The organism is Nostoc sp. DSM 114160, assembly GCF_053470305.1.
On the sequence record NZ_JBPFGO010000001.1, the window covers coordinates 194,492 to 219,704 of the forward strand.

Genomic DNA, 25,213 nt, shown 5'->3' on the forward strand with positions numbered 1-25,213 from the left:
TCTATGGCTATAGTATCCTAGCGATCGCACATTGAAAAATAACAACTACAGTGTTGTTGGATCAACCGCTACAATTCCTTCAGACGCATAGCGAATGAAATCTCTAATATTGAATGTCAAAATATGCGTTATGCTGTTCACCTTCATATTAGCAACGAGACGAGCATCATGCACTTGGATACCTGATACACTGAATGCAACAACAAGCCTACGCCACTCAGGGTAAATAGCAGGCATATCAGGCAACAATGGAAAGAGGCGTTCAATCAGTCGCAGCAGCCGATCTGCATCTGTTGGTCTTAAGCCAAATCTGTTTTTTGTGGCTGGTCTTGTAGCAACATTCCAAAACTCAACGCAGTTTTGCACGGTGATTTGCAGTGTATGTTCATCGCGTCGCAGTTTTTGGATTGCAGTTCGTATTATTGGGTGTAGTGGGTGAGTGCGATCTACAAAACGCAGTAGGATGTTAGTGTCTATGAGATATACCACTGCTAAGGATGATCCTCATAAATACTCTCACGAGTCACAGCATAATCTGACAGCACTGCTAAATTTGACCCAACACATAGCGCAAATTCGTCAGCTAACTTATCTGCAACGACTTCAAACTCCTCATTGTTCAGTTGACCTTGTGTCTGAAGCTTTGCCATCAACTGAGCGCATTTTCCTTCTTGGCTTTTGCACTGTTGATCTTGAAAGATTAGCTCTTGAAGATATTCACTGGCTGAACTATAACCACCTTTAGCTACTTGTTCTTCGACAAAGACTTTCATCGACTCAGGTAAGGAAATATGAATGTTAGTCATACCTTCTCCGTTTTGATATTATCCTTGGTTGCTGGCACAAAAAACTTCATAGGCTTTGGTTACAAGTAACGTGAGTTTCACAAATAGTTCGCTTTCGTGACTTGGCGGGGTAAAAGGGTAAGGGGGAAGGGGAAAAGGGTTTAAATCCCTTACCCTTTCCCCTTTCCCCTTTTCCCAGTCCTCACTTAGTATTTTTAGGTTTGCAGACTACTAACACCAGCGTAACGCAATTACCAAGGCAATCTGCTCCCATCCCATGAGAAAAAGTGTCCACTATCGCCTTCTTGAAGCTGTTCGATGACAGCCAATAATTGGGTAACAGTACGTTCTACTGAAAATAATTTTTCCGCAGGGACATTTCTTTGGAAAGGACGAGAAAGGCGGGTATCAGTTGTACCAGGATGCAATGTTACTATTAATGCTTTCGGACAACTTCTTTTATACTCAATTGCCGCAGTTCGCATCAACATATTAAGCGCTGCTTTAGAAGCCCGATAGCCATACCATCCACCAAGTTGGTTATCGCCAATACTGCCCAATTTAGCAGAAATAGTGGCGAACACGCTGCGTTCTCCATGACGAAACAGAGGCAATAAATGTTTAGCCAGTAAAACAGCACCAATACTATTTATCTGAAAGTAGCGCAACAAATTTTCTGAATTGATCTGTCTTAAGCTTTTTTCAGGTTGCAAAGTATCTTCATGTAACAGTCCTACACAGTTGACTACCAAATGCAGTTTGTCAACTTGAGTATGTATTTTTTGAACAGCTTCAATAATTTGTAACTCGTCAGTAATATCCATCTCCAAACAAATTAATCGCTCAGGATATTCGTTTACAAGAGCTATTAACTCTGAGGCCGATTTCGGTTGACGAGAAGTTACATAAATTTTAGCTATTGGGCGATTTTGTAGCAATTTTTTCACAAAACCTAAACCAATACCTTGGCTGGCTCCCACAATCAAAGCATTGACAGGATTAATTTCATCGATAAAAGACATTAGAGCAAAGCGCCACCACAACTAGAACCACACCCAGCAGTACAACCATAGCAATAAGCAGCAGTTTGTACCTCATTAATTAAGTCTAAATTGCCGGCTTCTAACAATTTACCAACTGTCAAAGTTTCACCATTGCGAGTTTTTGCAGGCAAATTCATCATTTGGTTAAAGTCACAATCATATACATTGCCCAGATAGTCAATTGAAAGTTCATCGCGACACATTAAATGTTCAACTGTGCTGGGATTAAAATGCGACTCTAAAAACTGCAAATAGCTAGCGTACAGTTTTCTCCGTTCTAAATGCATTTTGGTTCTACCAACTGGTAAGTTGGTAAAAGTGAAGAGGTTATTAAACATAATATTAAAATGTTCTTGTAAGAACATTTTGTAATCTCGTTCTAGGTTGCTCTGTTCGGGAGCTAAAGAAAATTTTTCATCGGTGGGTAACTGGGGATTAAAAACCAAGTCCAAAATTAAATTTTGATCTTTACCATAGCCGAGTTGGTTAAGCCACTGCAAAGCTTTGACTGAACTATCAAAAACACCAGTACCGCGCATTTTATCAACATTATCTGCTAGGTAACAGGGTAGAGAAGCCACAATTCTTACTTGGTGTTTAGCAAAGTATTCTGGTAAATCACCAAATCCATCTTCAAAATAAATCGCCAAATTAGACCGGACAATTACTTGTTTACCAGTTGCTTTTGCTGCTTCTACCAGTGGCTTAAATCCATAATTCATTTCAGGTGCGCCACCAGTCAAATCCACAACTTTAATTTCAGGAAATTTATGGATTAGTGAAGTCAATTGTTCGCAAATTTCAGGAGAAAGTTCTTCTGTACGTTTTGGTCCGGCTTCGACATGACAGTGTGTACAAGTAAGATTACAACGTTTACCTAGATTAATTTGTAAAACAGTGATTCCTTTTTTTGTCAAAGGTGAACTGAGTTTATTTTGAAAGGTTGTGACTGCTGGATTTCGGATAATTTTTGCTTGAGTTTGCATTAGTTACTACTCCTAAAAAATTGCACAACAATATTCAATTTTTCTAACCTTGCAGTAATCTGTAGGCGATCGCACTAATAATTGCAGCAGTTGGTAAAGTTAAAAACCACGATAGTAGAATTTGATAAAAAACACGAGTATTAGATTTAGATTTTTTGTTAATTAATCCAACACCAAAAATAGAACTAACTGAAACGTGAGTCGTAGAAACTGGAAGCCCAAACCGAGTAGCTGCAATGACGAGAACTCCAGTTACTATATTTGCTGATAAGCCTTGAGTATGATTCATTGAAGTAATCTTTTCACTCATAGTTATTGCAACTTTTTGGGAGTTGAGTAAACCGCCAAGTGCCATTGCGATCGCTATCAAGATCGCTCCTCCCTGAATCGAGAAATACTCAATAATTAGGATGAGTGAAACAATCTTAGGAGTATCATTTAATCCTCTAGCAAAACTGACAATTCCAGCGCTGAAAAAATGACAAGCATCAATCATTTTTTGGTTGACTGGTAGATGCCATTTTGAATTAATATAGCCAGATAAGCTGTAAATTCCTGCGGACAAGGGAATAGCCATGATTGGACTGAGTAATAAAGGCAAAATAAAGGAAGTTCCTAAAGCGGCAAAATTAAGTTGCAGTCCGATCGCAACTAATCCAGCGCCAGCCAGCGCACCTGTTAAACTGTGAGTTGTGGAAATGGGAAACCCCATGAGGCTAGCAATGATTACAGTCAATCCAGTAGCGATCGCCACTGCGAGATGAAACTCTGGAGAATTAGCGATCGCATCAGGTAATAGTCCTTTTCCAGAGAAGTTTTTAATTAATGCTCCTGCTAAAAAAATCCCAGTTATTGCACCAGCAAAAGTTGTGAAAGTTGCCCATAAAACTGCTGTTTGATAGCTGCTAGTTCGGCTACCAAACAGCGTTGCTACACCTTTAAAATTATCATTCGCTCCATTTGAATATGCTAAAAAAAGCGTGGCTAAAAATAGATTTATTAACAACATTTTTGAGTTTATAAAAAAGAAGTCATAGTTCAGAATCTAGAATTCAGAATGTAATTAGTGAAATATTTAATTTGTGCATTCATCATCCAGTCGCACAGAACCATTCTGAATGAATTCCGACACCTGAATTCTTTCTGAATAAATTAACAGCAGCCACCACCGTTATAGTGCCAAGTTGAATTGGTAACAATTATTTCTGTTGGGTTACTAGCAGCAAGTTTAGCAGCCGTTTTATCACACACCGCAGTCGGAATACCTAGCTGAAGTATATGACCTGCCAAATCGTCAAAGAAGGGTTCAGAACCAGCATAAATTGCTGTTTTTCCAGTGAAAATGCAAGCACCATCTTCTGGAATGACAACTTTAAATGAGACTGAATCCAGACTTTCTAAAAGTAGGTTTTCTTCTAAATTATAAGTCTGGGAATCTAGTAGGCGATAAGGACGACGGGCACGAATTTCAACTTGACCAAAACCAGCATTTATAATCTTTTCAGTATACTCTTGATATGTGAGTGCGCCTGATAAACACATGGCTCTTAGCCGCTCATCATCTTGAAGATGTGTTGGAATGGGACGAGTCGCAATTGGATCGCTCATCTGCAAGCGTCCACCTGGTTTTAACACCCGATATGCTTCTTTTAAAGCACGAGTTAAATCTTCTGGTTCAAAGATGTTGAAAAGACAATTTTGTGCCACGATATCGACGCTACCATCAGCAACAGGTAAGTTGAAAGCATCACCTTCGCGGATTTCGACAAAGCTGGTGTTAAACCAGGGGTTTTCTTGAGCAGCAATTTCCAAATTACGTGCAGCTGCTTCCCGCATGGCCCCAACCGGTTCAACGGCAATTACAGCACTTGCATAACGGGAAAAATAAGCGAATTGCAACGCTTCTAAGCCGCCACCAACACCGACATACAACACAGTAGGTTGGTTTCCTAATTCGGTGGGGTGAACAGTGGTGCCACAACCATAATTCATTTCCTGCATTGGCAAAGGAATTTTCAATCCTGGTAGTTGCAGGGGCGTACTTTGTACACAACAAAGTCCAACTTGCGGGGTTTGGGCAACTTCGCGGTAGAATTGCGCTGCTGTTTCTAGATAGGTCATGCCACTTTGAGTTTTGGATTTTGGATGATAGCTTTGTGCATCCTAATATAATTAACTCTAAGTTGGATGAGTTTTTGTAGAGATTGCCAAAAACACCAAAGTTAGCTATAATCAAAAATTTTGCTTTTAAGCAATAGGCACTGAGGGAATAAAGAAGAATTATTGAAAAGTCTTTCGCTTGTCTTTGCCAATCCCCAATTCAATCATGCAATGTGTAGCCAACACCAATCACAGTTTGAATGAGACATTTTTCGTTATTGGCTTCAAGTTTCAGACGCAGGTAGTTAATGTAGGGTTCAATGATGTTGGCATCGCCCATGAAGTCATAACCCCAGACTTCCTCTAAAATGCGATCGCAGCTAATTATCTGTCGCGGATGGGCCAACAAATATTCTAGTAAATCAAATTCCTTCGCAGTTAACTCAATTAACCGCCGATCTCGGTACACTTGCCGCGTGCGACGATTTAAACTTAGGTCTTCAAATTCTAAAACATCGGCGTACTCTACTTGATTGCTTCTTCGTAGGCGAACGCTGACTCTGGCTAATAATTCATCAACGCTGAAGGGTTTAACCAGGTAATCATCAGCACCAGCGTCTAAACCTGCAATGCGATCGCTTACTTCATCTTTAATGGTTAATAAAATTATCGGCACTTTCTGGGCGATACTCCGCAGGCGGCTGCAAATTTCCCACCCCGACAAACCAGGCAACATCCAGTCTAAGATTACTAAATCCAGATGCAACTCCCTGGCTGCGGCGAGTGCAGTTAATCCATCGTAGGCAATACTGACTTGATAGCCTTGATAATTCAATTCCAATTCGATAAATCGTGCCAGTTTGACCTCATCTTCAATCAGTAAGATGTGCGTCATGATGATCTTAATAATTTCAGCAGGATACGGGAAGCAACAATAGTGCCAGCTACTTAATAGCCAAACATCTAATTAGGTGTACGTTAGCTTAGTATAAACCTAAGTAAGTAACAACCGTAAATCTGCAATTACCGATCGCTGCTCGATCGAAGAACAATCCAACTGGCGATCAGCAATAAGCTGTGATATCTTCACCACATTCATCGGCGAGATAACAGAGCGCTCTAAAACGCAAACCAACCACTTCCTCGTATAGAGGATTTAATTTACACATAGGTGGAATATGAAATAGCTTCCGGCCAAGCAGCATGATGTCTCGCTCAAAGGGACATTGAGCAGGAATAGCTTTGCATAGAAAATGAGCCAATTTGGAGTTATGAATTTCTATCGTTTCCAACCACTCGCGGACTGGGTGCAGTAGGTCATTGTGTGAGCGAACTTGAATAAAGCTTGTCATAATTTTTCACCTTGATAATTTCAAACTAGATTGAGTTTTTTGTATTTGAACCTCTATAAATAGATACAGATCGGTTTTATAGTTTTATGCACTTATTACTTTTTCTTTGGTTCTCTACAGAGGTAGAAATTGTAGTGTTAACTACACATTCGAGTACTACAGTTCCCGATAATTTGTCCTGACTTTTCACTTCATATTGAAAAACCTATCCAAAACCTAACCTCCTAACCTTTCTCTCGTAAAGAAGCTCGATTTTCAGGGCAAAAAGGTTACAGGACAACGCTTTTGGGCAAATTGGCACTATTTGACAAACATTTCGCCTCAATCCCTGGACGATGCAGAATTTTTCAGGTTACTGATAGTAATTTATGTTTCTATTTAGTCTACGTATTTGCCAATCAATTTAATATCAAGCTAATATAAGTAAAGATTTTTAAGTGCAATTGCTGATGTGACTTAGCACATTGATATAATTTATGCAAGCGAAAATATCGTGAATATGGCTGCGGAAATATACTGAATCATTTAACAAAATTTATTATTTGCTTTCTCATGTCTCAGAAAATATACGGTCACAATCATTAACTAATTATAGATATCCTTTATTAGGGCTAATTCGCTCTCAAAGTTAAGAAACTTGGTATCAGTTACTAAAACTATGACGAGTAGTTGGGCTGCTAGTCACCCTTCTGTTTCAGAGACGGGAACGCGTGACGATCCTAACGACACTAACGCAGCCTCTCCTAAAGAAAAGAAGATAGCCAGTAGAGAGCAACTGTTACCGTTCTACAGCACTGGCTCACCGTTTTTACCAATTTAGCCAGCAGCTACTTTTTCAACTAGGAAGGTAAAAAATGGAATGGGCTATTTACAAAAAGAATACAGGCAGTTTTGTAATAGCAGTCGCAATTATGACTGGTGTTGGCATCATCTCATACCTTAGTTTGCTTCAGTATAAAGAAAACGCTCAATGGGTAACACATACACGCGAAGTGCTTGAAAAGACAAAAGAAGTCATGTCACAGATCAAAGATGCAGAGACTGGACAACGAGGCTATCTTCTCACAGGCAAAGAACGGTATCTGGAACCCTATCGCACTGCAACTGGCGAGATTGCTCAGAAACTTAAAATTCTACGCCAATTGACTGCGGATAACCCGAATCAACAGCGGCGGCTCGATCGCCTTGAACCTCTGATAACTAAAAAACTGGTTTTGATTGAACAGACGATTAACGCTAGGAGCAAAAACTTAGAGTCCGCGTTGCAAATAGTTCAGACAGATCGGGGTCAGCAGATTATGGAAGACATCCGAATGCTGACCACAGCTATGGAGAACGAAGAAAATGAGTTGTTGAAACAGCGAACGATGAAGGCAAACGCCAGCGCTCATCAAACAACTTTGCTGACTATTTTTGGTAGCATTATCGCTTCTGCGATCGTCGGTTTCGCAGCCACAATCACCAATCAGGAACTTGTCAAACGCGAGCGGATGGAAAATTCTTTGCAAAAGGCTCGTGATGAATTAGAAATAGAGGTTAACAAACGGACTGCCGAACTGAGAAACACTAACGAAGAATTGCAAACTGAAATTAATGAGCGCAAAAAGGCGGAGTCAGAGATTCTGCGTCTAAACGTCCAGCTTGAGGGGCGAGTTGCAGAACGCACAGCACAACTCGAAGCCACTAACAAAGAGATGGAAGCATTTAGTTATTCTGTATCTCACGACCTGCGCGCCCCCTTGCGGAGTATCGACGGCTTTAGTCAAGCACTCCTAGAAGATTATGCAGACAAGCTGGACGCACTAGGTCAAAACTACCTCCAGCGAGTGCGTGCAGCCACCCAGCGAATGGCACAACTGATCGACGATTTACTGAATCTGTCACGATTAACGCGTAGTGAGATGCGTTACGAAAAGGTCGATCTGAGCGCACTAGTAGAAGCGATCGCTACAGAGTTGCACAAAACCCAACCAGAACGCCAAGTAGAGTTTATCATTACGTCGGGATTGGTTGCTAATGGTGATGCTCATCTGTTACGGATCGTGCTAGAAAACCTACTGGGTAATGCCTGGAAGTTTACAGGTAAACATCAAAAAGCACGGATAGAATTTGGGCTTTTACAGCAAAATGACAGCCATGTATATTTTGTCCGTGATGATGGCACAGGCTTTGATATGGCTTATGTTGACAAACTCTTTGGTGCTTTTCAGCGCCTACACGCTATGACTGAGTTTGAAGGTACTGGCATCGGACTAGCTACTGTACAGCGCATTGTTCACCGTCATGGTGGCCGTGTCTGGGCAGAAAGCGTAGTGGAGCAAGGTGCAACATTTTACTTCACCCTTTAACTAGAGGAATAGAACATGATTTTACTTGTAGAAGACAATCCTGACGATGAAGCGCTCACTCTACGCGCACTTAAGAAAAACAATATTCTGAACGAGGTAGTAGTAGCACGCGATGGGGTAGAAGCCCTAGATTATCTCTTTGGTAAAGGTGTATACGCCGATCGCGACATGAGCGTTATGCCGAATCTCATCCTTCTAGATTTGAAGTTGCCTAAAATGGATGGTCTAGAAGTTTTGCGACACCTACGAACCGATGACAAGACAAAAATTCTTCCCGTCGTCATTCTCACCTCCTCCAAAGAGGAGCAAGACTTAATCAATGGTTACAGCTTGGGAGCCAACAGCTATGTTCGCAAACCAGTAGACTTTTCCCAATTCAGTGAAGCAGTGCGACAACTAGGATTGTACTGGTTTGTCTTAAATGAATCACCACCAAGAATATAGCTTACCAATCCTCCAAAATCAGGTTATAGATGCAAAGCTGACTTTCTCAATTACGAATTACGAATTACGAATTACATGGGTATACCACTGCGTGTATTACTTGTTGAGGATTCAGAAGACGACGCTTTGTTGATACTGCGCGAACTGCAACGTGGAGGCTATGAAGTAACCTCTGAAAGAATTGATACACCCACAGCTATGAAAGCTGCAATCGCAGAGCAAACATGGGATATCGCGATCTGCGATTATTCCATGCCCACCTTTAGCGCCCCGGCTGCACTGAAGCAGGTTAAGGAAAGTGGACTTGACTTGCCATTTATTATCGTCTCAGGCACGATTGGTGAAGATACGGCAGTAGCCGCTATGAAAGCTGGTGCCCATGACTACATCATCAAAGGCAATCTAGCACGGCTTACCCCTGCTGTTACCCGCGAGTTGCGTGAGGCACTGGTGAGGCGGGAGCGTAAACAAGCAGAGGAGCAGATTAAAGCATCGCTTCAAGAAAAAGAAGTGCTATTGAAAGAAATTCATCACCGGGTAAAAAATAATTTGCAGATTATTTCTAGTCTGCTCAACCTGCAAGCAGAGTATCTCAAGGACAATCAAGCTCTTGAGGTATTCAAAGATAGCCAGAACCGGATTGAATCAATGGCTCTGATCCACGAGAAACTATATCAATCTCAAGACTTGGCAAGAATTAATTTTGCCGACTATATCCAAGATTTAGTAACTAATTTATTTTATTCATACAACGTTAATTCCAGCGATATTACCTTGAAAATGAATGTTGAGGAGGTTTTTCTAGCCATTGATGCAGCTATTCCTTGCGGTTTGATTATCAACGAACTTATTTCAAATTCCCTAAAATATGCCTTTCCCCAAAGAGAACCAGGAGAAATTTATATTGACTTTTGCTCCACAGAAGGAAATTTGTTTACACTTACTATCGGTGATAATGGTGTTGGTTTTGCCCAAGATTTTGACTTTCAAGCTACAGAATCATTAGGTTTACGATTAGTCAAAGGTCTAATACATCAGTTACAAGGCAATATCGATTTTACCAACAACAAGGGAATAGAGTATAAAATTATATTTACGAATAAAATTTTCTAAATTTAGAAGTTAAATAAAATCATGAACCCAGTAAATATATTAGTTGTTGAAGATGAAATCATCGTGGCAATGGATATACAAAGTCGGCTGAGGAAATTTGGATACAGTGTTATGGCGCTTGCCGATTCGGGAGAAGAAGCAATTAGGAAAGCAGCAGATGATTCTCTTGATTTAGTTCTAATGGATATTCACCTCAAAGGAAAAATGGATGGTGTGGAGGCTGCTCAGATAATTCATAATCTTTTTAATATTCCAATCATATATCTGACTGCTAATGCAGATGAATCAACATTGAATCGAGCAAAGGTAACAGAGCCGTTTGGCTACATTCTCAAGCCCTTCAAAGAAAAAGAATTAAAGTTCACGATTGAAATTACTCTTTCTAAACATCGGACGGAAAAAAAATTAAAACAGAATGAACAATGGCTGACTACTGTACTTAAAAGTATTGGAGATGCTGTGATTACTAGCGACGAATCTGGAACTGTGAATTTTATGAATCCAATTGCGGAGGTACTGACGGGTTGGAATTACGCAGATGCATTTGGGAAAGAAGCAACAGAAGTATTTAATATTGCTCATGAAAAAACTCGTATAATAATTGAAAATCCTGTAGAGCAAGTCCTTCAGTCGGGCGTTACTGTCGGTCTACCAGAACAGACGATACTTATTGCTAAAAACGGTACAGAAATACCAATTGATGATAGTATTGCACCGATTAAAGATGACAACGGTAATATCACAGGTGCAGTTTTGGTCTTTCAGGATATCACCGAACGCAACCAAATTCTAGAGGCACTAGCGCGTCGCCAGCAAGAATTCAAAGCACTAGTTGAAAATGCACCTGATATTATTTCCAGATTTAACCCTCAATTGCGCTACGTTTACGTTAATCCAGCTATTGAAAAAGTTACAGGAATATCAGCCGAGACATTTATCGGCAAAACAAATGCAGAGTTAAGTCTACCAGAAGAATTTTGCTGGATATGCGATCGCAAGCTTCGGCGAGTTTTTCAAACCAAAGAAGAAACGGAGTTTGAATGCAGTTTAGCGATCGGCCAGCAAACAAAACATTACCATACCCGCCTTGTGCCTGAATTAACTAGCGATGGTTCAGTATATTTTGTTTTAAGTATTTCTCGCAACATTACCGCTCTCAAACTTGCGGAGGCACAATTAATTCATGATGCCTTTCACGATGTCCTAACCGGACTACCAAACCGTGCCTTATTTATGGAACGGCTAGAACGTGCGCTCATGCAGGTAAAACGACGCGCGAACTATACATTCGCTGTTCTGTTTCTAGACCTAGATCGCTTCAAAGTTGTCAACGACAGTCTCGGTCACATGATTGGCGATCGACTACTAACTGCCCTTGCTCGGAGATTGGAAAATTGCCTGCGTACTGGAGACACAGTTGCCCGTCTAGGGGGAGATGAGTTTACAATTTTGCTTGACGATCTCCAAAATGCCAATGACGTAATCACCGTAGTGGAGCGGATACACGAAGCTCTGACATTTGCGTTCCAACTCAGTGGGTACGAGGTATTCACCACCGTTAGTATTGGCATCGCCCTGAGCAAGGGTAGTTATAACCGACCGGAGGAACTCTTGCGCGATGCTGACATTGCAATGTATCGCGCTAAAGCATTGGGTAAAGCACGCCATGAAATATTTGACTCAACCATGTACGCCCAAGTAACCCAGCTATTAGAGTTAGAGATGGATCTACGACGGGCAGTTGAACGCCAGGAGTTTCAAGTTTACTACCAGCCAATTGTTTTATTAGAAACTTACAAAATTATTGGCTTCGAGGCTCTGGTTCGTTGGCAGCACCCGCAACACGGATTAATATCTCCAGACAGCTTTATTCCCCTGGCAGAAGAAACTGGGTTGATTATCCCTATTGGTTATTGGGTACTAGGCGAGGCTTGTCGGCAGATGCGGGCTTGGCAAGTACAATTTCCTACTGACCCACCTTTAACGATTAGTGTAAATCTTTCTACTAAGCAGTTTTCCCAACCTGGGCTGATTGAGCAAATTAACCAAATTATCCAAGAGACTGGTTTAGAAGTTGGCAGTTTAAAGCTGGAGATTACTGAAAGCGTACTTATGGAGAATATGCAATTAGCAACTTTTATGCTATCGCAACTGCAACAGATGAATATTCAATTACACTTAGATGATTTTGGCATCGGCTATTCATCCTTGAGTTATCTGCATCGCTTTCCCAGTAATGCCTTGAAGATCGATCGTTCCTTTATTGCTAAGATTGGTGCTAATGGAGAAAACTTAGAGATTGTTCAAGCGATCGTCGCTCTAGCACAGAGTCTAAATATAGATGTAATCGCAGAGGGCGTAGAAACACTAGAACAACTGGCGCAACTTCAAGTGATGAAATGCAAATATGCACAGGGATATTTTTTCTCCCAACCCCTCGATAACAAGTCGGTAGAAACATTGATTTTATCTGGCATTGAACCTAGTTAGCTTAGTTTAAATAACCTGACAAGAGCAACATATTACAACTAATTCAGAACCGCTATAGTTAATTTGTGTTGTTAACCAAATTCTTGGAGGCGCAGCTAAACTTACCCTCAAAAAGCATCAAGCTTTAAGAAAGCTGCGAAAACTAATGACTGATGACTTTTTCAAAAACAAAAAGCTATTTTTTGACCTATGGGCATCAAGTTACGATTGGTTCTTTCCTTCAGTGTTTTATCGAGCCATTCACCAACGGTTGCTGGAGTACGTCGATTTACCAGAGCCAGCAAATGTACTTGATATCGGCTGTGGTACTGGACGCTTGCTTGAGCGCCTTGCTACTCAGTTTCCCAATCTCCAAGCTACCGGATTGGATTTGTCTGCTAATATGTTGCGGGTAGCAAGACAGAACAACCGCCACCGTCCACGCTTAATTTATATTGAGGGCAAAGCTGAGTCTCTTCCCTTTGCTGATGGTCAATTTGATGCCGTTTTCAATACTATCAGCTTCTTGCACTATTTGGAACCAAAACAGGTGGTTAGTGAGATAGCACGGGTACTTTCTCCTGGTGGACGCTTTTATTTAGTTGACATGACTTCCAAAAAAGAGACAGAACCTCAATTATTGCCAGTCTCTCCCCGTGGAATTAGACTCTACAGCCCTAATCAACGTCAACTTCTTGGCTCCTCTGCTGGGCTATTGTGTTTGAATCACCATTATTTACTAGGGCCTGTCTTACTAACAATTTTTGCTAAACCTCCGATTTGAAAATGGAGGCAATAAAAAGTTGGAAACATCTTGTATCAAGCCTTGTTCTGCATATCTGAAATTACGAATTACGAATTAGCCTGACCTCGATATTCCATAAATACCACAGGAACTTTGAGCAGCCTTTTAGCTAACTGCGAGAATCTAAATTTCTCTTTAAGCGTAGATAAGCCTATTGTCTTGGGAAATTGTGGCAAATCTTCAAAAGATATTGGCACAAAGTCAAAGTGACTGTAAAACTGCACCAGCCGTTGACCTAAGCATTCCAGATAAAGTGGTTGCGTTGCTGTATTAATCAAATGCTGCGTTAGCAAACTACCCAAACCGCGACCTCTCCAAGCTGATGCAACGACCAAGCTACCAAGTTCTTGTGCCCCTGAGAAATTACGTAGCTGTCCACAAGCTATCAGATTCTGATTGTATTCAATTACCCAAAATTGCTGCCAATTTAATTGGGTTGGATCGAGTTTCGCTGAAAATACCAGCAATCGAATCGACCACTGATCCCCAGAGGTTGCCTTGCGAAGGATACATCCAGATGGTAACGATAGATTGTTCTGGTTCATTAATTAGACTTTGATAGTTTGTATCACCATCATCAAACCATATTATTCGCCTAGCCAGACTCAGATCGCTTGCTATTTCCTGGCAACTATCAATAAAGCAATTTTAAAAGCATCTTAGACATAAAACCCGTTCCAGGTTCTCCCTTAGCGATAGGAAGGGTTGTAAGGTTAAATAACTCTACATTTCTGGATTTTTTCAGCATACATGAGTAATACTAAGCAATACTTCCGATAGAGGTAGAAATCAGCCATAACTATATCTGGATAGATGCATTCATACTCCTAATTTTTTAAGATCATCTCAACGATAAATAATTAGGGATGTAATCATGGCTGAACAACAAAAATCTAATAATGAACAACCTGCGTCTACTGCTTCTGCTGACGGCGAAACCCCTACTGACGAAAGTATCCGCAAAACTGGTGATGCGCAAGGCAGTGATGCTAAATCCACTGCTACTCCAGAAGCTCCAGAAAACGATGGTGTAGCAGGTAGCCCCAATCAAGGAACTGAGTCACGTTAATTAATTTGAACTTTCTCAAGTTTTAATCAGCTCGTGGGGTCTTTTGTTGTAACCCTAATACACTAAATTTAGAGTGGAAATGTGGTGTTACACTACATCTCCACTTGTTTTTATGTCAAAAATTGCATTGTCTCTACGTTGGGGCGTTAGCGTAGCTTACCGCAGCTATGTTTATTCTCGTGTGGGTACTCGCAATCATCAATTTGTTCTCGTTGACTGTAATACTGCTCCCAGTCTAGCTCTTAGTAATTTACATATAGCGATCGCTCAGGATAATGGTCTCAATATCTTGAGCAAATCTTTGAGGTTTTCCGCCGTCTTCATACTCGTCGAGTTTCTGGTACTGGCATTAGTCTAGCTATCTACAAAAAAATCGTTGAGCGATATGGCGATCGCATCTGGGCTGAGTCGAAACTAGGCCGGACGTAGGAACAGTATTTTATTTTACCTTCAACGCAAATTAAGGTATCTTTAAATATATATTTAATAACCGCTTATTAACCCTCTAATAAGCGAATGAATTCTAGCCCTATCTACAAAATAGGAAATCAGGTGATTATCTAACAAATTGATATAACCCTGTACTATGGAAAAGCTCACAATTCACATTCTATTAGTAGAAGATAGTGCAAGTGATGCTTATCTCCTACGCCGGATATTTTTAAATTCAGATCAAGAACAATGGCAGATGTTACATGTTGAACGGTTATCTGAGGCGATAGAAGCTAGCAGGGAAAATTCTACGTCTAACCTTGATAATTCTCAGATAGAGAGTCGAAAGCAACGCAGATTCGACCTAGTTTTGTTAGACCTCAGCCTTCCAGACTCTATTGGACTGGACACGTTGAAAGAATTTAGGGCAGCAGTACCTGATATCCCAGTTGTAATATTAACAGGTGTTGATGATGAAGATTTAGCACTGCAAGCATTAGCAGAAGGAGCGCAAGACTATCTAGTTAAAGATAAAATCACTATCCAATGGTTAGTGCGTGCCATTCGCTATGCCATTGAAAGAAGCGAAATTCTCAACCAACTACGCGAGAGTGAAGAACGCACCCGTCAAGCACTGGCAAAAGAACAGGAACTTAACGAGTTAAAGTCAAACTTTGTAGCAATGGTTTCTCACGAGTTCCGCACCCCTATGACTACGATTCGGACGGCTGTAGATATCCTGGAATACAACAGCAATAAACTAACTGATATCCGGAGAATTAAATATTTCGATCGAATACAAAATGCTATCAACCAGATGATTAATCTCTTAGATGAGATATTGTTCTTGAGTAAAACGGAAGCAGCTAAACTCGAATACAAACCTACACTTTTAAATTTAGAAAATTTCTGTAGCGAACTCACAGATATTCTTCAACTCAATGCAGGTAGTAAGCACAGCATTATCTTTACTTGTCAAGGTGAATCAACCCAAGCCCAAATTGATGAAGACCTACTAAATTGTATCTTAACTAATTTAATTTCCAATGCCATTAAATATTCTCCTGAAAGTGACACTATTTGGTTTGATTTGATTTGCAAAGATCGCCTCGCAATTTTCCAAATCAAAGATCGGGGAATGGGGATTCCTCTCAAAGATCAAACTCATCTATTTCAAACCTTCTATCGCGCCAGCAATGTGGGTGTAATTCAAGGAACAGGACTGGGACTCACTATAGTTAAAAAATGTGTGGAGTTACATGGTGGTCATATTCAATTAGAAAGTGAGCAGGGTGTCGGCACAACAGTAATTGTCACTCTGCCACTACAATAATTAGGCAAGTAAATTATCATAGTTGGGCATTGGGTATTGGGGTCTCCCCAAGTGGAGCAACTGCCATCATTGGGCACTTGTACTGAGTTTCGACTGCGCTCAACTACCGCGTAGTCGAAGTATTGGGCATTGAGCATTGAGCATTAGGAGTAATGAGTAATGAGTTGAGTTAGAGCTATTCTCCGCCTGCTCCCCGGTTACTGAGCGTTGGTCATTGAGCGAAGTCGAAAGGAGTCGAAGTATGCTCCCTGCTCCCTTGCCCCCTACCCCTCTGCTCCTCTGCTTATTTTGGTGCTTGGGAATTTGGTGTTGGACAAGTTTTATTACCTGCTAAAATTTGCAACCTGCGTTGGCGTATTTGCCATCAAAAATATATGGAAATATTTTGGAAGATAAAGTTATGCAAATAATAGTTGAAACACAATTAAGTTCCTTCTTTATCTGACGCGAATTCATTTATATGAATTGCCCATAACTACAGCGTCTAGTTTTGCTTAAGTCCTAATTTTTTCAAAAAATACATCGCTACGTGGATTTTCTATTTTCCAGACCAAATAATTTTTGTCACCGTACACTACAAAAGTTTTATAATTATAATTTGTTTCTATTTGCTGACGCCAGGTATCTGAAGGATTTAGTAAAAAAATATCAGTAAAACCATCAGGAATATTGGGGATAGAACGGCCTTTTACTAATTGGTACTGCACTTTTGGTTGTAAAAGATAACTGAGAGAAAAGACATTACCATAATTAATACCAGAATCATTACTAATCAAAAGTGGATGATTAGTCTGATTAATAATTTTTGCAACTTGTGGATTACCAGAGCTAATAACCTTACTCCACCAAGTATCAGCCTGAGAACTCACTCCATAAGAAACTAGTCCACCAATAATCACTAGTCCCATGATTATTTGCCAGATTCGTCGGCGTACTAAACTCTTATTATGTAGCTGCGTAGCGAGTAGGTAAGTAACAGACAATTGAATTCCTAAATAAGAAATCAATAAATAACGTTCGGCAAGTGAGCGTATACCCCCAAAAAGTAAGTCTGGTAGCATTAAAGGTAATGCAGGAACCATAATTAGCGTGATAATAAACAACCAAATTTTATAGTTAGTTTTTCGACAAATAAAATAAATAGAATATCCAAAAAGAACTAAAAAAAATGGCGTAATTACATAGGTAAACGGATTTTCAAAGCCTAAGTCTAAATCAATAAAAATCCGATTTAACTGTAAAAGCCAAGATTTAATTAAATCATCTAAGGGTAAATGTCTTTTTGTCCAAGCTGTTGAACTTTTTAATTGCAACAAGTTAACTATCACAACCTGTATCCAAGGTGTAAAAGCTAAAAACCCTGCTAAAGATGCTAATAGATAAGCTTTTACTGTTCTAGTAAACCTAAATTTTGCAGTGGCAATTACATAAATCCCATGAGCGACTATAACAAATCCACTGAATAAAAATGTATAGAGACTAAGCACCAAGGTGATTGCATACATTCCCCAATTTAGTATACGTAGTACTCCACCTTGTGATTCCAATCGTAATGCTCGTAGTAATGAAGCGCTGCATAGTAATACAGTCACTATCCAGAGAATATATTCTCGTGCTTCTTGGGCATATACTAAGTGAATAGGGGAGATTGCCATGAGTGCGATCGCAACCTCCGATACCCATGCTGATGATTTAAATAATTCTCTACACAGCCAATAAATACTCGGAAAAATCAGCAAACTGATAAAGGCAGATAAACTTCTAATTACCGTTACCGAATTGCCAAAGATTCCCACCCAAAGCCGAGCGAGTATATAATACAGTGGTGCATGCTGTGGATCGTCTACTTCCAAAGATATAATTGTGTCACGTAAGCCTTTCTCCATATTGGGACTTTGGAATTTGGCAAAACTTTCTTTACTAATTAGGCGACCATTAAATATTTGCTGCTTGACTTCATTTGACGTATAACCAGAAATCCGTAATGAAGTGAAAGTCTCATCGTGCCAGTAAACTTTGCGGTCAAGGTTAAAAAAACGAAAAAATATACCCACCATTAACAAAACTACAATGAGAAATCGCAACCTCTTTGGAGCAAGTTGGAGCCGCATAACTAAATTTCACAATAACTTGTACAACAATTATCTACTTTAACAAAACAATTTTGTGACTCTCAAAACTAGTTATTAAAAATATCTAACCAAATAGTGGTGGGTTGCAATTATAGATAGTGAGTTAGTCAAGTAGCGGAGGTAGTAATTATCAGTAGTTTATTGTGCAAAATAAAAAAATTGTATATTTAGCTACAAAATTACTTGTTTAGTGAAGTGGGAGAAGTGGGTTTATGTACTCCAAGCAGGCTTATTTGTGCAACAAAGAACTTTTCAAGACTTGGCAGCTATGGAAAAATTGTTTGCTTAGTTGATAGCTTGGTAGGTAATTGATTATTAAGTGAGATATTACGTCAGCGCAAATTACGAGTCTTAGCAAACTTCCAAATTGAATAATAGTTATCGCTATAAACAATATCTGTTTTGAATTTATACTTTTTTTCTATGGTTTTACCCCAAGCCTCTGAAGGATTAAGTAAAAACACATCAGTAAACCTATCAGGAATTTTCGGAATTTTTTGATTGTTCACTAACAGAAATCGCACTTTTGGTTCTAAAAGATAGCTTAAAGAAAAGACATTACCATAATTATTACCCAAAGCATCACTAATCAAAAGTGGACGATTACTCTGATTAATGATTTGGGCAACTTGAGGATTGCCATAATTCATACCCTTATTCCACCAAGTTTCTGCCTGGGAACTCACCTTAGAAGAAATCAAACCACAAATAATTACTAATGCCATGATTATGTGCCAAAAGTTCCGACGCGATCGCCTGCCATTATATAGTTGCGTAGCTAGTAGGTAAGCAACAGCTAACTGGATTCCTAAATAAGATGGGATTAAATATGCTTCGGTAGACGATCGTATACTCCCAGTAATTAAATCTGGCAGTATTATGGGTAATGCTGGTACTACAATTAATGTGATGATAAAAGACCAGACTTTATAGTTAGTTGCTCGGCAAATAAAATAAATAGAATATCCTACCAAAATTAAAAGGGTTAGTGCAATTAATTTGCTTAAAGGATTTTCTGAACTAAGGTCTATATCAAAAAAAATCCGGCTTAACTGCATTGATAAAAATGGAAATATAGGTATTAGATCGGACTGTGGTGTTTTGTCTGCTGAAATTAAAAATTGAAAAAAATCACCAATTACAATTGTTATCCAAGGCATGAAAGCTAAAAAACCAACTAGTGATGCTAACAAATAAGTTCTCACAGTTTCAGTAAACTTAAATTTAGCAATTATCATCACATAAATTCCGTGAGAAACTGCTACAAATGCACTCAAAATAAATGTATAAAGACTAATGGCTAAGGTGACTGCATAAAGGCTCCAAATAGCGAATAAATCTGGTTTTTGTCGTTCTTCTGCTAGCTCATCTTCTAGCCGTATGGCTCGTAGCAGAAACGCACTGGATAGTAAAATGGTGACTAACCAAAGAATATATTCTTGTGCTTCTTGGGCGTACACTAGGTGAATTGGAGAGATAGCCATGAGGGCGATCGCAACACCAGGAACCGATAATGGCACATTAAATAATTCTCGACATAGCCAATAAACACAAGGAAAAACCAGCAAACTAATGCAGGCTGATAAACTTCTAATTGCCGTCACCGAATTACCAAAGATTTCCACCCACAATCTGGCTATTATGTAATATAACGGTGGATGTTGAGAATCTTGTTTTGCTAAAGACATAATTGTATCATTTAAGCTTTTTTCTGGATTTGCACCTTGAAACTGGGCAAAACTTTCTCCACCAACGATCCGATTATTAAAAAGTTGTTGTTTAGCTTCATTTGCCGTATAACCAGAAATCCGTAATAAAGTGAAAGTCTCATCGTGCCAAAAAACTTTCCCATCAAGATTAGAAAAACGAAACAATATACCCATTGTCAATAAGAAAATAATTAAAAATCGCAACCAACTCGGAGCCAATTTGAGATGGTGCATAAGTAGTTTTCCCAATAATTTGTCTAATATAATTCAGTGAGGTGGACTAAATGAGATACGTTCGGTAGGAATTATATCTGAGTTTGTTCATCGGATACAGCTTAGGTAATTTGATGGAGTGTTATCAAATTTTATAGCGCCATCTAGCAAAGTCTTTGCCATTAGATATAGTTAAAAAATCAATGGTTTTAAACTGCCGATCGATAGCTGGAACACTGCATATTTTAGCTCCAATATTCAAGTATGCCTGCAAAATTTTAGGAATTTCAAAATTATTATATTTATTTGGACAACTTTGAGGCATTTCTAGACAAAATTGTGGATTTGGATAAACCAAAATACTCGGATGCATGAAGTCATTATGCTGAAAATAATTATAAGCGCAAGTTGCTTGCCAAGGACATTGTGTCAGTAATGATGCACAACCAAAGAAATATTGGTTTTTACTCCAGATGAGATAATTTGCCAGCCCTTCCCAGAGCAGTAAAAGTGCTTGAATATTGCGATATTCTTTCGCTATACATGCACGCCCAACTTCCACTGCTACCTGAAGTACAGAATTGGGAATTCCATTAAGATTAAATATATCGGTAGCATCAAAACCCAATTTTTGAGAAGCCATTGTATAAGTTTGCATCCGATAAGTTCCAATCGTTTTACCCGTTTGTTTGGAGATTAAGATTAAATGATGGCAAACCGCATCAAACTTATCTATATCCATCTGGTTAAAGTTAGAAGCAGTAAATCCTAAGTCTAGTTCCAGATTAAACACCTCAAAACGCAACCGAAAAATGGATTCTAATTCTTCTTCAGTTGAAGCCAGTCGTAGGGTATATTTTTCAGTTTGAAGGACGGGAAAATCTTCAAGAGGGGAAGGAGGATTCAGTGGGTAATTGATGTTGCGTCCAGAAACTTCCATCTATCTTCCTACTTAGATTTGCGAAATTATTCTACTAGGATTTAGGCACTAAACAAACAGGTCACATTATGCATTAATGTGTCGAAGTGTAATTGAGACAGTTTTCAACAAAAGATCCTTTAGACCAATACCCTTCAGTTAAGGATTTTTTATACTGATTTTTGACCTATAAAGACGCGTTAGCGCAGCAAGATGTTAGCATAGCGGGGCGATCGCGCAGCATCTCCAAGAGTTGCTCGGTTCAATTTCGCGTCTCTAGCAAGGATTTTAGGTTTCACTGAACGGTATTGTGGTCTAAGAGCTTTTTTACTTTCTTAGATTAAGGTTAGAGTGCTTTTATTATGAGCATTAATTCCTAAAAAATCTGGCAATAAGATACAAAATTTTCTTTTGATATACGCTATGGATGTAATTCATAGCATTTGACACAAACTCTGATATACAGCAGAATTCGGAATTCAGGGGTAAAACACGTTTTATATTTGGGCAACAGACGTGAGCTTGTGTACCTCACCAACTTGAATGCTGTATATTGTGACGATATTTAACCTAAGTGAGGGAGTTATGTCAATTGGTCGACCGAGAGAACTTGCGATGGTGTTCAAAAGTTTAAGTATCGCAACAAGCTTTATCAAAAAGATTTTTAGAATTTCCAGCTTCAAAACTAGTTCTGAATTTGCTAACTGCACATCAGAGAGCTATTCCCGCTTGCTAGAGTGTAAGTAGTTCACGTAAAATATAGTGCCATTGTTGCGGCAGTTCTCATGACCTCATCTGCGTCGTTTGACACATTAGAGTCTTTACAGGCGGATATCGCTGAGTTGATCGTTCGTTTACCGACATTAAAAAATCGGCAATTTATTCAGCAAGCACTTACTACTATTGTTCGTCTAGCTGATACCGAAATTGAGCGTCTCGATTGGAAAATATTATCCGCTGCATTAGCAGATATGGAGCGCGGTTTCCAGCTTTTTTATGATTACCGCCACGTTCGCAAAGTCACCATCTTCGGTTCTGCTCGTCTAGCGCCAGATAGACCAGAATACCAAATGGCCCTTGAGTTTGCTCGCGCTGTTTCTCAATTAGGATTTATGGTGATGACTGGTGGCGGTGGTGGAATCATGCAGGCGGGTCATGAAGGTGCTGGGCGAGAAAATTCCTTTGGATTAAACATTCAGTTACCCTTTGAACAGCAAGCAAACCCTTTTATCGAGGGCGATCCCAAGCTAATTAACTTCAAATATTTCTTTACCCGCAAGTTGTTTCTTCTCAAAGAAAGTGATGCTGTAGCCTTGTTTCCGGGAGGCTTTGGTACTCAAGATGAAGCTTTTGAATGTATGACATTAAGCCAAACTGGTAAATTTGGGCCAGTACCTTTAGTTTTAATCGATCGCCCTGGTGGTGATTACTGGCGCTCTTGGAGCGAATATATTGATAAGCAACTAGTGCAAAACGGTCTTGTCAATCCTGAAGACCCCAGCCTTTACACGGTGACAGATAACCTGGATGTGGCTTGTGATGCTATCACCCGTTTTTACCAGGTTTATCATTCCAGTCGTTATGTCAGCGATAAGTTAGTCATCCGTCTGAAGACAGATATATCAGACGCTCTGTTAGAAAAACTTAATGCTGATTTTAGCGACATTATTATTCAAGGAAGAATTGAAAAAAGTCAGGCATTACCTCAAGAAGCACAAGATGAAACTGTTGGACTACCTCGCCTCATTTTGTACTTCAATCAACGCGATTTGGGACGTTTGTATCAGATGATTGCCACAATTAACCGGATGGGTACTCCTTCACCAGAGGATGCAGCGCATCCAGAAAGAAAGTAGGTAATAAAACACATCTAATTTGCATATTAAAATTTTCTCACTATCTTATGGGGCGGACATCTTATCCGCCCTGATTATGCAACTTGAATGCTGATTAATGTATTAACGTGAGTTCGACAAGCCCTTTTTTGACCTCTCCCGCAACCCCTCTTGGACACGGAGAGGAAAGCCAAAACCCTAATTTCTCGTTGCTCCTCCCTTGACCCCGTGGGAGAGGGAGGTTGTCCGGGAGAGGTTCATCGAACTCACCTTGTATTAAGGGAAAAAAGGGAGAGAATTTTGAATACTCTCCCATTCCTTGTTTCAAGGTTATGAAATTACCAAGAGCGATCGCACAGCATAAAGCCTTTTATTATCAGGCTGCGACACCCTGGGCGTAGCTTGCTTCTTTGTAGGAGTAGGCAGCTGAAAGCGAGTCTTCTTCTGTTGGAGACGCTACCGCAAGCTTCCCTTGCTTCCCTGTAGGGGTACAATACAGTCCGTCGTCGACATCGCCAACAGCGTAGTCTCTCCACAGAGCAAAAATATTTTATATATTCATGCGGCTATCTTCATGAGCAATGGGGATTTTGGCACTGTCAAAGCAAGCCACGAAAACAATATAATTCACCCTACTTACAGATGAGAAAAACACCAGTTATTATGACTCAATACTGATTTTTGTAAAAAAGCTTGTATATTAGCACAGTAAACAACGCTTGAGATCCTAACAGAGGAATAAAAAATGCTGGAATTATTGGGTTCAGGTTTGGTGTCGCTTTGGCTGGAAATGGCTGGAGTACAAATCAAACCTCTAGATGCCTTAGATGCACTAACTTGGCAAAGTAGCCCTGGCTTTGTTCTTGCCCCCGATCCAAATCCAACTGGGGCGACTACGGTGCAGGAATATTTGAAAAAGCTGATTACATCAAAAGTGGTGGCGCAAAATCTGGCTGAGAGTCAGGGAATTTGGATGCAGTCAGGACCAATGCTGATGGCAAATCACCAAGGTACGACACCTCTGCCGGCTGCTTCTTTAACTAAAATTGCCACTTCACTAGTTGCTTTGAAAACTTGGGGACCAGATTACCAATTTGATACTTTGGTGAGTGTGACTGGCCCAGTGGTAAATGGAGTTGTGCAGGGCGATTTGGTGGTTACAGGCCGTGGCGATCCTTTGTTTGTTTGGGAAGAAGCGATCGCTCTTGGTAATACTCTCAATCAAATGGGCATCAAGCAAGTAAAGGGGAATTTGATTATTACTGGCAGTTTTGCCATGAATTTTCAACGTCAGCCAATGCTAGCTGGTCTGATGCTCAAGCAAACGCTAAATCGTGCCACTTGGGGACGCCCTGCGATTTACACCCACTCAATTATGCCCAAGGGAACACCCAAGCCTCAAGTTGTGATTGCTGGCGCGGTGAAAGTTGAGGCGCAACCAAACCCTCAACAAACTTTGTTACTGCGTCATCGCTCATTGCCCTTGAAGCAACTACTCAAGGAAATGAACGTTTATAGTAACAACGATATGGCAGAGATGCTAGCAGATTCAGTAGGGGGAGCGCCTGTAGTCCAATCAACTGCTGCTAATCTGGCGAGAGTGCCACAAGCGGAAATCCAGTTAATCAATGGTTCTGGATTGGGGCCGGAAAATCGCATTTCCCCCAGGGCTGTGTGTGCCATGTTTATGGCTATTCAAGCTGAGGCATCTGCCCATCAACTGAATCTAGCTGACTTGTTCCCGATGTCTGGATTCGATCATCGGGGGACACTACACACCAGACACATTCCCCTGGCGACTGTGATCAAAACTGGTACTCTCCGGGATGTGAGCGCTTTAGCGGGAGTGATGCCCACACGCGATCGCGGTTTGGTTTGGTTTGCTATTATCAACCGTGGCACAAATGTCTGGGGTTTGCGGACTGGACAAGACCAACTCTTGCAAAGTGTTGTCAAACAATTACAATTACCTCTAACTGTTCCTGTTAACCTCACTCCCCACTCAGCCATTAACTCTTTACCCCAGCTAGGTGCAGCTAATCGCAATGAAATTTTATACAAAAGTTAGGGACTTCCATAGTCTACAGTTAGAACAGAGAGCGGACTAATCTTATTCGCAATCCAAA

The 25,213-nt window shown here is 40.1% G+C and carries 24 protein-coding genes; 12 read left to right on the plus strand and 12 right to left on the minus strand.

The annotated features are described in order from the left end of the window. Positions 1 to 45: 45 nt before the first annotated feature. The 8 genes from NSTCB13_RS00845 to NSTCB13_RS00880 all read right to left on the minus strand — a co-directional run bounded on the left by NSTCB13_RS00845 (position 46) and on the right by NSTCB13_RS00880 (position 6,266). Entirely contained in the window at positions 46 to 489 is a 444-nt protein-coding gene (locus NSTCB13_RS00845; protein WP_448271086.1) for a type II toxin-antitoxin system VapC family toxin, read from the minus strand. Positions 490 to 491: 2 nt separating this feature from the next. Continuing rightward, positions 492 to 806: a ribbon-helix-helix domain-containing protein gene (locus NSTCB13_RS00850; protein WP_448268385.1), complete on the minus strand. Its 315-nt coding sequence runs from the start codon at positions 804 to 806 to the stop codon at positions 492 to 494. 230 nt (positions 807 to 1,036) lie between these two features. Beyond that, complete coding sequence (locus NSTCB13_RS00855) at positions 1,037 to 1,807, minus strand: SDR family NAD(P)-dependent oxidoreductase (RefSeq protein WP_448271088.1); 771 nt, start codon at positions 1,805 to 1,807, stop codon at positions 1,037 to 1,039. Continuing rightward, on the minus strand, positions 1,807 to 2,814 hold the full coding sequence (gene arsS, locus NSTCB13_RS00860; RefSeq protein ID WP_448271090.1) for an arsenosugar biosynthesis radical SAM (seleno)protein ArsS: 1,008 nt from the start codon (positions 2,812 to 2,814) through the stop codon (positions 1,807 to 1,809). The genes NSTCB13_RS00855 and arsS overlap by 1 nt, the downstream gene beginning before the upstream one ends. 43 nt (positions 2,815 to 2,857) lie before the next feature. After that, positions 2,858 to 3,823 (minus strand): anion permease, encoded by a 966-nt coding sequence (locus NSTCB13_RS00865; RefSeq protein ID WP_448271092.1) that lies wholly within the window; start codon positions 3,821 to 3,823, stop codon positions 2,858 to 2,860. Positions 3,824 to 3,966: 143 nt separating this feature from the next. After that, the gene (gene arsM, locus NSTCB13_RS00870) at positions 3,967 to 4,935 is read right to left on the minus strand and encodes an arsenosugar biosynthesis arsenite methyltransferase ArsM (protein ID WP_448271094.1); all 969 of its coding nucleotides are present in this window, start codon (positions 4,933 to 4,935) and stop codon (positions 3,967 to 3,969) included. 199 nt (positions 4,936 to 5,134) lie between these two features. Next, complete coding sequence (locus NSTCB13_RS00875; protein ID WP_448271095.1) at positions 5,135 to 5,809, minus strand: response regulator transcription factor; 675 nt, start codon at positions 5,807 to 5,809, stop codon at positions 5,135 to 5,137. A 169-nt stretch (positions 5,810 to 5,978) separates the two neighbouring features. Continuing rightward, positions 5,979 to 6,266 (minus strand): Mo-dependent nitrogenase C-terminal domain-containing protein, encoded by a 288-nt coding sequence (locus tag NSTCB13_RS00880; protein ID WP_445630013.1) that lies wholly within the window; start codon positions 6,264 to 6,266, stop codon positions 5,979 to 5,981. Between the two features lie 658 nt (positions 6,267 to 6,924). On the opposite strand from NSTCB13_RS00880, the gene NSTCB13_RS00885 reads away from it, so the two are divergent. From NSTCB13_RS00885 to NSTCB13_RS00910, 6 genes are all read left to right on the plus strand, one after another. Beyond that, positions 6,925 to 7,086 carry a hypothetical protein gene (locus NSTCB13_RS00885; protein WP_445630012.1) on the plus strand — a complete coding sequence of 54 codons (162 nt, stop codon included), beginning with the start codon at positions 6,925 to 6,927 and terminating at the stop codon, positions 7,084 to 7,086. Positions 7,087 to 7,120: 34 nt separating this feature from the next. Further along, positions 7,121 to 8,614 carry a sensor histidine kinase gene (locus tag NSTCB13_RS00890; RefSeq protein WP_448271097.1) on the plus strand — a complete coding sequence of 498 codons (1,494 nt, stop codon included), beginning with the start codon at positions 7,121 to 7,123 and terminating at the stop codon, positions 8,612 to 8,614. Between the two features lie 15 nt (positions 8,615 to 8,629). Continuing rightward, the gene (locus tag NSTCB13_RS00895) at positions 8,630 to 9,058 is read left to right on the plus strand and encodes a response regulator (RefSeq protein ID WP_448271098.1); all 429 of its coding nucleotides are present in this window, start codon (positions 8,630 to 8,632) and stop codon (positions 9,056 to 9,058) included. 75 nt (positions 9,059 to 9,133) lie between these two features. Continuing rightward, positions 9,134 to 10,171: a sensor histidine kinase gene (locus NSTCB13_RS00900; RefSeq protein ID WP_445630010.1), complete on the plus strand. Its 1,038-nt coding sequence runs from the start codon at positions 9,134 to 9,136 to the stop codon at positions 10,169 to 10,171. 21 nt (positions 10,172 to 10,192) lie between these two features. Beyond that, on the plus strand, positions 10,193 to 12,661 hold the full coding sequence (locus tag NSTCB13_RS00905) for an EAL domain-containing protein (RefSeq protein WP_448271100.1): 2,469 nt from the start codon (positions 10,193 to 10,195) through the stop codon (positions 12,659 to 12,661). 145 nt (positions 12,662 to 12,806) lie between these two features. Continuing rightward, complete coding sequence (locus NSTCB13_RS00910) at positions 12,807 to 13,424, plus strand: class I SAM-dependent methyltransferase (RefSeq protein ID WP_445630008.1); 618 nt, start codon at positions 12,807 to 12,809, stop codon at positions 13,422 to 13,424. A gap of 68 nt (positions 13,425 to 13,492) precedes the next feature. On the opposite strand, the gene NSTCB13_RS00915 is transcribed toward NSTCB13_RS00910, so the two are convergent. Further along, positions 13,493 to 13,990 (minus strand): GNAT family N-acetyltransferase, encoded by a 498-nt coding sequence (locus NSTCB13_RS00915; RefSeq protein ID WP_445630007.1) that lies wholly within the window; start codon positions 13,988 to 13,990, stop codon positions 13,493 to 13,495. A gap of 329 nt (positions 13,991 to 14,319) precedes the next feature. On the opposite strand from NSTCB13_RS00915, the gene NSTCB13_RS00920 reads away from it, so the two are divergent. The 4 genes from NSTCB13_RS00920 to NSTCB13_RS00935 all read left to right on the plus strand — a co-directional run bounded on the left by NSTCB13_RS00920 (position 14,320) and on the right by NSTCB13_RS00935 (position 16,279). After that, positions 14,320 to 14,514, plus strand: coding sequence for a hypothetical protein (locus NSTCB13_RS00920; RefSeq protein ID WP_322713506.1), 195 nt, complete (start codon positions 14,320 to 14,322; stop codon positions 14,512 to 14,514). Positions 14,515 to 14,626: 112 nt separating this feature from the next. Then, on the plus strand, positions 14,627 to 14,872 hold the full coding sequence (locus NSTCB13_RS00925) for a hypothetical protein (protein WP_445630006.1): 246 nt from the start codon (positions 14,627 to 14,629) through the stop codon (positions 14,870 to 14,872). Then, positions 14,863 to 14,943 (plus strand): hypothetical protein, encoded by an 81-nt coding sequence (locus tag NSTCB13_RS00930; protein ID WP_448270327.1) that lies wholly within the window; start codon positions 14,863 to 14,865, stop codon positions 14,941 to 14,943. Before NSTCB13_RS00925 ends, NSTCB13_RS00930 begins: the two co-directional genes overlap by 10 nt. A gap of 157 nt (positions 14,944 to 15,100) precedes the next feature. After that, a complete protein-coding gene (locus NSTCB13_RS00935; RefSeq protein WP_445630005.1) occupies positions 15,101 to 16,279 on the plus strand; it encodes an ATP-binding protein in 1,179 nt (392 codons plus the stop codon). Between the two features lie 494 nt (positions 16,280 to 16,773). Here NSTCB13_RS00935 and NSTCB13_RS00940 read toward each other — a convergent pair whose 3' ends face one another. The 3 genes from NSTCB13_RS00940 to NSTCB13_RS00950 form a co-directional block, all read right to left on the minus strand. Continuing rightward, positions 16,774 to 18,390 carry a glycosyltransferase family 39 protein gene (locus NSTCB13_RS00940; protein WP_448271101.1) on the minus strand — a complete coding sequence of 539 codons (1,617 nt, stop codon included), beginning with the start codon at positions 18,388 to 18,390 and terminating at the stop codon, positions 16,774 to 16,776. 353 nt (positions 18,391 to 18,743) lie between these two features. Next, positions 18,744 to 20,354, minus strand: a complete 1,611-nt coding sequence (locus tag NSTCB13_RS00945) for a glycosyltransferase family 39 protein (protein ID WP_448271102.1) — start codon at positions 20,352 to 20,354, stop codon at positions 18,744 to 18,746. Positions 20,355 to 20,478: 124 nt separating this feature from the next. Further along, positions 20,479 to 21,273 (minus strand): GNAT family N-acetyltransferase, encoded by a 795-nt coding sequence (locus NSTCB13_RS00950; RefSeq protein WP_448271104.1) that lies wholly within the window; start codon positions 21,271 to 21,273, stop codon positions 20,479 to 20,481. Between the two features lie 764 nt (positions 21,274 to 22,037). On the opposite strand from NSTCB13_RS00950, the gene NSTCB13_RS00955 reads away from it, so the two are divergent. Both NSTCB13_RS00955 and NSTCB13_RS00960 read left to right on the plus strand, forming a co-directional pair. Next, on the plus strand, positions 22,038 to 23,108 hold the full coding sequence (locus NSTCB13_RS00955; RefSeq protein WP_448271106.1) for an LOG family protein: 1,071 nt from the start codon (positions 22,038 to 22,040) through the stop codon (positions 23,106 to 23,108). Positions 23,109 to 23,832: 724 nt separating this feature from the next. Next, the gene (locus tag NSTCB13_RS00960) at positions 23,833 to 25,155 is read left to right on the plus strand and encodes a D-alanyl-D-alanine carboxypeptidase (protein WP_448268399.1); all 1,323 of its coding nucleotides are present in this window, start codon (positions 23,833 to 23,835) and stop codon (positions 25,153 to 25,155) included. Positions 25,156 to 25,213 lie beyond the last annotated feature (58 nt).